The following is a 9,320-nucleotide window of genomic DNA, read 5'->3' as shown; positions in this document are numbered from 1 at the left end:
TGGTTCTCCTATTTTTTATTCTGAAACAAAAATAAGAAAGGGAACAGTTGGAGTTGCGACAGGGTTAGCATGGACTCCTACAGGTGGAGAAATTCTTTTTATAGAATCAGCAAAAATGCCAGGAAGGGGGGCTTTAATTTTAACAGGAAAACTTGGAGAAGTAATGAGAGAATCCTGTCAGGCTGCTTTAACACTTATCAGAGCAAATTCAAGAGCCTGGAATATAAATTATTCGGAAATTGAAAAAAGTGATATTCATATTCATGTTCCAGAGGGAGCAATTCCAAAAGATGGACCTTCTGCAGGAGTTGCAATTTTTGTATCTTTACTTTCACTTTTTACAGGTAAACCAGTAGATCCAGAAGTAGCAATGACTGGTGAAATAACCTTAAGGGGAAAAGTTATGCCAGTGGGTGGAATAAAAGAAAAAGTCCTTGCAGCAAAAAGAGCAGGAATCAAAAGAGTAATTCTTCCAAGCTGGAATGAAAAAGATGTTAAAGAATTACCTTCTTACATAATAAAGGGAATGGAATTTATTTATGTTGATAATATATACGATGTTATTAAGTATTTATTTCCTGATTTAAAAAAAGAAAAAAAAGTTAAAAAAAAGAAATAAAAGGTTTTTAAAAAATTATAATTTTTCCTTTCTTTTCAATTTTAAAAACAAAAATTATTACTCCTCAAAACTACTTTCTGCTGATACAATATCTTCCAAACTTACTTTTGAAACATCAAGTTCATTTAACCTTTCTTTAAACATTTCAAAGGCTTCATAATAATTTACATCAAGTTTTCTTTTTCTTCCAAAAGGATTAGCTTTACTTACAACAAACTGCTTTACAAAGGGATGGTTTATACCCCTTTCTCTTATCTTTATAACTTTTTCTTGAACAATTTCATCCACCTCAGCAAGAATGGAAGCTCTTTTTTCTCTCTCTGTATAAGCCTCTTCAAAAGGTATATCTAAAAAGTTATCTACCTTCTTTAAGAATGTATGATAAGCTCCACCTGAAAATTTAGGTTTTTCTTCATATAAAATACCAAGAGTTATATAAGGAGCCTCTTCAAATTGGAAAGCATATTCACTTTCATATTTATCTGGTTCTTCTTTCATTATTGTCTTATACATTCTAATCACTTCAAGCGATTTTTCTTTTATGTTATGAGCCTTTTCTGTATTTAAAGCCAGTATCTGATATGTGGTGGAATAATCAGGAATTAAAATTCCTGTAATTTTTTCCTTACCAAGCCTTAACATAGCCTCTCTTCTATGATTTCCATTTGGGGTCCAATAAACTCCCTTTTTAGGCCTAACAAGAATAATAGGATCAAGATACCTACCAACTGTCTCAATCACTTCCATCAACCTTCTAACATGAGGTTCAGAAAGATCTCTCTGGAAAGGAGTGGGTTCAACCATATTTATTGGAACTTCAACAAGAAGTTGTGGTTTATCCCCATAGGGGTCATTAAATGTAGCGAGAACTTTAACACCTTCTTCTTCAATTTCTGCTATAAGTTTTTTTATTTCATTTGTTGTCTTTGCCATTTTAAGACCTCCTTTTTAATTAGTATAAATAATTACTATTATAATAATTAACTGCTACAATAAAATCTTTCAAGACTTTAAGTATTCAATTATTCTCAAAAGTTCCAATTTTATTTCTTTTAAAATTTTCCTGTCATCCTTTTCAAGGGGAAGATCAATTTGTTTTTTATCTTTCATACTTAAAATTTTTTTCTTAACTCCCTCAATTGTTAATCCCTCTTCATAATGTAACTTTTTGATAAGGTTTATAATATTTATTTCTTCCTTTGTATAAAACCTTCTTCCCCTTATTTTCTTTGGTCTTAAAGCTGGAATTTGAGATTCCCAGTATCTTATTACATGAGGTTTAATTCCTGTAATTTCTGAAACTTCCTTTATTGTATAATAAAACTTCTCTCTCATGAAAGATTAAGTCTTGACCTTACAAGAATACCTCTAAATTTATCCCTCTCTTTTTCTTCCATAACTTTTCCGAATAAAATCTGAATATGCGCGGGTTGATTTAAAAGCATTATTTCATTGATCTTTTCAATATTTATATCAATAATATTCATACCCGCTGCCATCCTTAAATGAGAGGTATACTCCATAACCTCTTTTGAATTCAAAAATTTAGCACTTTTTAGAATGCCTATAGTTCTCATAACCTTATCCTCTATTAGATCTTTTGCGCTCTTTAAAATTTTTTCCCTTTCTTCTTTTTCTATATCTATTATTTTATAAAGTACATCCTTAAAATTAGAAAGAATTTCCTCCTCTGATTTTCCAAAAGTTCTTAATGAAGAAAACTGAAAAATATTTCCCATAACCTCTGAACCTTCACCATAATAACCCCTTACTGTAATATCATTACTAAGAGCAAAGTTAATAACCTCCTGAATCCTTCCCGATAAAACTGAAACAGGAAGATGAAGCAAAGAGGAAACCCTGAAACCTGTTCCAACATTTGTAGGACAGGTCGTTAAAAATCCATATTTATTATGAAATGCATACAAGAGAGTAGAACCAATAAGGTCATCTATTTCCATTATTTTCATAAAAGCTTCCTCAAACATAAAACCAGGATAAAAAACCTGAATTCTTAGGTGATCTTCCTCATTTATCATAATACTTATCTTTTCTTCCATATCCATTACAACTCCTCTACCCTTTCCATCCTTCAATAAATCCTTTGATATAAGATGTCTCTCTACAAGAAAATCTTTTTCAATTTTCTCAAGTTCATCAATCTCGTAAATTTTAAGGTTCTTCAGTTTTTCAATTGAATAAAGGGCATCCCTTATCAAATTAAAAATCTTAACCCTCTTTTCCTCATCAAGATATAAGGGAAAATTGTAACCCTTTAAATTTCTCGCAAGTCTTATTCTTATAGAAAGAACAATGTCACCATAAACAGGACTTATAAATCTTAGCCAGAAAGGAATTTTTTCACTCATCCATTTAAATCTTTCAGGTATCATTTCCTTCTTCCACCTCCTTTATAAGGTCTCTGAGTCGAGCAGCTCTTTCAAATTCCTCCCTATTTATCGCTTCTTCCAGTGCTCTTTTTAAAACTCTCAACCTGAATTCCTTATTGGGCTCATAAACTCCCTTATAAATTTTACCTTTATGCTCCTTTGCTTTATGATAATCATAAATTATCTTACTTATATTTGGTTCAAAACTTTCATAACATTTTTCACACTTAAATTTGGTTATTTTTAAAAATTCAGAAAATTTTAAACCACAATTTACACAAACAAGATCTTCCTCAGGTTTTAAAACAGGATTTTCTTTTTTAGGAACAGGATATGGAGAAGGAGAAATCCCCATAGACTCCTTTTCAGCACATTCTTTACAGAGTTCAAGAACTTGCTTTTCACCACTTTCATAAATAACAAGTTTTACCTCTGCTTTATTCTTTTTACATTTTTCACAAATTTTTTCCATTTTTTCTTTCATTTTATTAATTTTAATCTTCCTTCTTGTAAATAATAAGATAAATTAAAGTATTTTGTCCATAAAGGATTATGTGAAACCATAATCAAAGATACATTATTTTTATCCACGAGGTCAAAGAGAATCTCCATAACTTTTAAAGCATTCTTTTCATCAAGACTGCCAGTTGGTTCATCAGCAAAAATTATTTCAGGTTCCCCAACGATTGCTCTTGCTATTGCTACCCTTTGCTCCTCTCCTCCTGACATCTCTGCAGGAAAAGAATATATTTTTTCACTTAATCCAACCATCTCAAGAATTTTCTTTGCTTTTTCCTTTGCTTTTTTAACACTTTCTCCCCTTATCAAAAGAGGAACTATAACATTTTCAAGGGCATTCAATTCTCTTATTAAATTATAAAATTGGAATATAAATCCAAATTTTTCATTCCTTAATAAAGATAACTTTCTTTCGTCTTCCAAGGAAATAAGTTCTTCCATATAAAAAATTTTACCATTATCAGGTCTGTCAAGAAAAGAAAGAAGCATTAAAAGAGTTGTTTTACCTGAACCAGAAGGACCCTGAATAAGAATTTTATCACCCTTTCTCACAACTAAATCCACTCCTTTTAATACTTCAATTTTACCATTTGGAGAATTGAAGCTCTTATAAAGTCCCTCTGCTCTTAAAATAATTTCACTCATATCTCAGAGCTTCTCTTGGCAAAATTTTTGATGCTTTAATCGCAGGTATTACTGAGGAAAAAATAACTATGAGATAAGAAGAGAGAAAAATCCAAAAAATATCTTTTAAGCTTATAACTACAGGCATATAATCAATAAAATAAACATCAGGAGGAAGTTTGATGAGTTTATATTTTCCGGCTATAAAACCCAAAAAAGAACCAATCATTACTCCTGAAATTATACCTATACTTCCAAGTATTAAACCTTCAAGTAAAAAAATTTTAAACACATCTTCTTTTTTAAAACCCATACTCATTAAAATACCTATTTCCCTTGTTTTTTTTGCCATTAAAACAAATAAATTCCCCATTATCATAAAAGAGGCCACAAAAATCAGAATTGAAAGAATCAAAAAAAGAGCAAGTTTCTCAAGTTTAAGGGCAGAAAATAAAGATTTATTCATATCTATCCAGGTAACTGTATAAAAGGGGTATCTCAATTCCTTATCTATTTTCTTTTTTATAATTTCAGCATTATAAGGTTCACTTAAAACAACCTCTAAGAGGGTATTTGAAGATTTTAAAATTTTCTCAAATTTTTCGAAAGATATAAAGGCAAAAGAAGAATTGTATTCATAATAACCGAGATCAAAAATTCCTGAGACCACAAATTTTTCAGATTTTACAGGAAAAAAAAGAGGAGAAAACTTTTCCTCAAAAGGGATCATAAGAAGTATAGTATCACCTATATTTGCTCTTAACCTGTAAGCAAGATAATCACCCAGTAAAATTTCATTTTCCCTTAAACTGAACTCACCTTCAACAATGCTTTCTTTCAATTTTCTCTTCAAAGGGAAATCTCCATCGGGTAAAGCCCTTACAAGACCACCATCAATATTAATTTTATTTTTAAATAAGGTTTTTGTTATCTTGTATTTAATAACCTTTTCAATTCCCTTAATCTTACTTATCTTTTTTATGATACTATCGGGATTTTCTATTTTCTCTCCCCCAAATTTCTGAATCAAAATATGAGGGGTTAATGATAAAATTCTCGTTTTTATCTCGGAATGGAAACCTGTTATAACACCAGTAACAAGGATTAATGCCATAACACTTAAAAAAATACCTGAAATTGAAAGAAAAGCAAGGATTGAAAGTAAAAAACCACTCTTAAGTCTCAAAAATCTCCTTATTAAAAATAGATAAACTCTCACTCTTTTTTGGGTCTTAAACCAGGAAATAAAATCACATCCCTTATATTAGGCTTATCTAAAAGTATCATACACAACCTATCCATACCTATACCAAATCCTGCTGTTGGAGGCATTCCATAGGAAAGAGCCTCAATATAATCCTCATCAAAAGCATGAGCCTCCTCATCACCCAGTTCTCTGAGTTCTATCTGTTTTAAAAATCTTTCCTCCTGATCTATTGGGTCATTCAATTCTGAGAAAGCATTCACAACCTCTAAACCTGCAATATAAAGTTCAAACCTTTCTGTAAGTCTATTTTCGTCCCTTTTCTTTTTCGCAAGGGGTGAAAGTTCTTTTGGATAATTAAAAACAAAGGTAGGATTTATAAATTCCTTGGAAGAAAAATAGTCAAAAATCTTATCAAGAACTTTTGGATAATTTTTTTCCTCTATACCAAGATCTTTAGCCACATCTTGAAGTTTTTTAACATCAGCCTCTAAGGGATTAAATCCAATTTTACTTTTTAAATATTCAACATAATCGACTCTTTTAAAGGGTCTTTCAAAGGAAATTTTTTGACCTTGATACTCAATCTCATAACTTCCTTTTATCTCAATAACAAGTGAATACAGCAATTCTTCAATAAAAAGAGATAAAACTTCATAATCCCAGTAAGCAATGTAGCCTTCAAGAAGTGTAAATTCAGGATAGTGGCTTTTATCTATTCCCTCATTTCTGAAATCTTTTGAAAATTCATAAACTCTTTCAAACCCACCTACAATTAACCTTTTAAGATAAAGTTCATTTGAAATTCTTAAATAAAGTTCTGTATCAAGGGCATTTGAATAAGTTTTAAAGGGTCTTGCTGTTGCACCACCATATATGGGTTGTAAAATTGGGGTTTCAACTTCAATAAATTTATTCTTGTTAAGAAAACCCCTTATAAAATCAAAAATCTTAGTCCTTAATTTAAAAACTTCCCTTGAACTTAAATCAGAAATCAAATGTAAATACCTCTTTCTGTACATAAGCTCTTTATCCTGTAATCCATGAAATTTTTCAGGTAAAGGTAAAAGTGCCTTTGTAAGTAAAATAAAATCTTTAACAAATATTGAAAGCTCCCCTTTCTGAGTTTTTCCTAACTTTCCCTCAACACCAATAATATCTCCTGGATCTATATACTTTCTGAAGATTTGATATTTTTCATTTAAAGAACTCTTTTCAAGAACAATTTGTAATTTTTCACTTTCATCTTCAATAACAGCAAAAATTAATTTACCAAAATCCCTGAAAAATTTTAGTCTTCCTGCAGTTCTTATTTCCTTACCAAGAAATTCTGACTCCTTTTCCCTTATTAACCTTATATCCACTTTACCATCAAATCTGTAAGCAAAGGGTTCGATTCCAATTTCTTTCAGTTTTTGAATTTTCTCTAAGCGTATTTTATATTCCTCAGGATACTTTTTGTTTTCCTTCATTTTTTCCCTCCATTAAAAGATAAGTTTTTATAAATTCTTCGATATCACCATCAAGAACATCATCAACTCTTCCTGTTTCAAGCCCTGTTCTGTGATCTTTTATAAGTTTATAAGGATGCAAAATATAACTCCTTATCTGATTACCCCATGCGATATCTGTTTTTTCTTTTTCCAGTTTTTCAAGTTTCTCTTTCTGTTTTTTATCATAATACTCTTTTAACCTTGCCCTTAAAATCCTCATCGCATACATCCTATTCTGATGTAAGGACCTCTCACTCTGACATGATACAACTATTCCTGTTGGAATATGTCTTATTCTTATTGCAGTTGATGCCTTTTGAACATGCTGACCACCAGGACCAGAAGCTCTGAAAGTTTCTATTTCAAGATCATCTTCATTTATTTCTACTTCCACTTCTTCTACTTCAGGATAAACAAACACTGCTGCAAAGGAAGTGTGCCTCCTTCTTGATGCATCAAAAGGTGAGATTCTCACAAGCCTATGAACACCCCTTTCAGCTTTTAAAAGCCCATAGGCATACTTACCCTCTATAAATAAAGTAGCAGATTTTACACCCGCTTCTTCTCCTGGCTGTATATCGGCTTCTACTTTAAAACCTTTTCTCTCACAAAACCTTAAATACATTCTCAAAAGCATTGAAGCCCAATCCATTGATTCTGTTCCACCTGCCCCAGGATGAATTGTTAAAATACAATTTTTGTGGTCATCTGGTTCATCAAGTATAAGTTTTATCTCAATTTCTTCTATTTTCTTATTCAATTCTTTAATTATTTTCCCTATTTCTTCTTCAATCTCCTCACCTAAATCTTTATCTTCTTCTTTCAATAACTCAAGTTCCTTTAATTCTTCAAATTTTTTTTCTATTTCTTCTATAAATTTAAGTGTTTCTTTAATTTCATTTAACCTTCCCATAACTTCTTTCGCTCTCTTCTTATCCTGCCAGAATCCTTCTCCTGCTGATTCCCTCTCAAGATTTTCCTTTTCCTTTTGAAGGGAATCAGCATTAAGAAAACTTTTTAATTTTTCCCATTTTTCAAGGAGTTCTGTTTTTTCCATAAAATTAATATATGATAAGACAAAAAGAAATTGAATTTCTTTTAGAAAAATACTCTAATACTTTAAGTTCTTTTTGGAAAAGGGAAAAAGAATTTATAAAAAAATATATTGAAAAAAAAGGAAAAAGTTTTAAGTATTTTGAAGAACCTCTTAATAATATATTCTCAATTTTTGGTAATAAAAATAAATTGCTTAAAAAAGTTAAAAAGGATTTACCTTTTTCAAAATTTAAAAAAATTAAAAAAAAGAAGAGTTTCTTATTGACTCCTGGTAATATTCCTCTAATAGAAATTCAATATCTTTACTTTTTAATTCTGGTTTCAGAAGAAATATTATGGAGACCAAGCAAAAATTTTATTGAACTTTCTAACAAACTCCTTGACTATTTGAAAAAGAATAATTTTAAAAATATTAAAATTGTTAAAGATGATTTGGAAAATTTAAAGGAAAAAATAAAAGATTATGATTATTTTGTTCTTATCGGATCTGACAGAACCATAAAGGAATTTAAAAAAAATATTGATAAATCAAAAAAAATTATAGAATATGGTAGTAAGACAAGTGTTTCAATTATTACGGATAAAGTAAAAATAAAAGAATTTATAAAGGATATTATTTATTTTTCCCATTCAGGCTGTTTATCACCAACAGTTATTTTTGTTCATAAAAATATTTTTAATGAATTTTTAGGAAAATTAAAAAAAGAACTTTCAAAAATAAAAGGTTTATTCAGTGAAAGGGAAAAATTATTCAATTTTTACATTTATCTTTCTGAAGAGGAAAAAATAGAAAAAATTGGTGAATTTTATATAAAATTGAATCCTGAAAACATCTTCATATCAAAAGGTTTTATAAATATTTATGAATTTTCAAAATTTGAAAATTTAGTTAAAAAAATTAAAAATATTGAAAATTTTATACAGGGAATGAGCATTTATCCTTTTAAAACAGAAATTTTAAAAATCCTAAAGGAAAACTTCAAGAATGTTTATATTAAAAAGATAGGAAAACTTCAAATTATAGATGAAAATTTCTTTGCTGATGGAATAAAACCTTTAAGTTTATTATTTGATTAAAATAAACTTTTTAAAAATTTTTGTTCCTCCTGCTTCAAGTAAAAGAAAATAATTTCCAGCTGATTTAAATCTTCCTGAAGAACTTTTGCCTGTCCATAAAACCTTATACTCACCAGGTTCTAAAATATCACGAACAAGGTTTCTAACATTTCTCCCTGTTCCATCAAAAATTTTTATATTTATCTCTGATTTCTTATTTACTTTAAAATTAAAAAAAACATTCCCCTTATTATTAAAAACATATATGTTTTCAACCAGCTCTCTTCCTTTTATAACTGGACCTCTTATGATTTTACATAGAATATCTTTTTCTGGATTATAAACAATGGAATCAGGAA

At 29.5% G+C, this 9,320-nt stretch carries 11 protein-coding genes; 2 read left to right on the top strand and 9 right to left on the bottom strand.

Annotated elements, in window-relative coordinates:
• A partial coding sequence (locus tag ABIN73_06805) for a S16 family serine protease (GenBank protein ID MEO0269431.1) occupies positions 1–619 on the top strand: 619 nt, incomplete at its 5' end.
• A gap of 57 nt (positions 620–676) precedes the next feature.
• On the opposite strand, the gene ABIN73_06800 is transcribed toward ABIN73_06805, so the two are convergent.
• From ABIN73_06800 to prfB, 8 genes are all read right to left on the bottom strand, one after another.
• The gene (locus ABIN73_06800; protein MEO0269430.1) at positions 677–1,552 is read right to left on the bottom strand and encodes a ParB N-terminal domain-containing protein; all 876 of its coding nucleotides are present in this window, start codon (positions 1,550–1,552) and stop codon (positions 677–679) included.
• Between the two features lie 69 nt (positions 1,553–1,621).
• Positions 1,622–1,954, bottom strand: coding sequence for a MerR family transcriptional regulator (locus tag ABIN73_06795; GenBank protein ID MEO0269429.1), 333 nt, complete (start codon positions 1,952–1,954; stop codon positions 1,622–1,624).
• Positions 1,951–3,012: a protein arginine kinase gene (locus ABIN73_06790; GenBank protein ID MEO0269428.1), complete on the bottom strand. Its 1,062-nt coding sequence runs from the start codon at positions 3,010–3,012 to the stop codon at positions 1,951–1,953. The genes ABIN73_06795 and ABIN73_06790 overlap by 4 nt, the downstream gene beginning before the upstream one ends.
• On the bottom strand, positions 3,002–3,493 hold the full coding sequence (locus ABIN73_06785; GenBank protein MEO0269427.1) for a UvrB/UvrC motif-containing protein: 492 nt from the start codon (positions 3,491–3,493) through the stop codon (positions 3,002–3,004). The genes ABIN73_06790 and ABIN73_06785 overlap by 11 nt, the downstream gene beginning before the upstream one ends.
• Positions 3,490–4,173 carry an ABC transporter ATP-binding protein gene (locus ABIN73_06780; GenBank protein MEO0269426.1) on the bottom strand — a complete coding sequence of 228 codons (684 nt, stop codon included), beginning with the start codon at positions 4,171–4,173 and terminating at the stop codon, positions 3,490–3,492. Before ABIN73_06780 ends, ABIN73_06785 begins: the two co-directional genes overlap by 4 nt.
• The gene (locus ABIN73_06775; GenBank protein MEO0269425.1) at positions 4,166–5,338 is read right to left on the bottom strand and encodes an ABC transporter permease; all 1,173 of its coding nucleotides are present in this window, start codon (positions 5,336–5,338) and stop codon (positions 4,166–4,168) included. Before ABIN73_06775 ends, ABIN73_06780 begins: the two co-directional genes overlap by 8 nt.
• 29 nt (positions 5,339–5,367) lie before the next feature.
• A complete protein-coding gene (lysS, locus tag ABIN73_06770; protein MEO0269424.1) occupies positions 5,368–6,828 on the bottom strand; it encodes a lysine--tRNA ligase in 1,461 nt (486 codons plus the stop codon).
• Entirely contained in the window at positions 6,803–7,906 is a 1,104-nt protein-coding gene (gene prfB / locus ABIN73_06765) for a peptide chain release factor 2 (GenBank protein ID MEO0269423.1), read from the bottom strand. Before prfB ends, lysS begins: the two co-directional genes overlap by 26 nt.
• An 11-nt stretch (positions 7,907–7,917) precedes the next feature.
• Between prfB and ABIN73_06760 the strand changes: the two genes are divergently transcribed.
• Positions 7,918–8,982, top strand: a complete 1,065-nt coding sequence (locus ABIN73_06760; protein ID MEO0269422.1) for an aldehyde dehydrogenase family protein — start codon at positions 7,918–7,920, stop codon at positions 8,980–8,982.
• Here ABIN73_06760 and ABIN73_06755 read toward each other — a convergent pair.
• Positions 8,971–9,320, bottom strand: a 350-nt coding sequence (locus ABIN73_06755; protein MEO0269421.1) for a T9SS type A sorting domain-containing protein, incomplete at its 5' end; no start/stop codon positions are given. The genes ABIN73_06760 and ABIN73_06755 overlap by 12 nt on opposite strands.

The sequence above is a fragment of the candidate division WOR-3 bacterium genome, from assembly GCA_039804025.1.
Lineage (GTDB): Bacteria > Hydrothermota > Hydrothermia > Hydrothermales > JAJRUZ01 > JBCNVI01.
The sequence above is the reverse complement of the archived record's forward strand: the minus strand, read 5'-3'. Positions and strand labels throughout refer to the sequence as shown.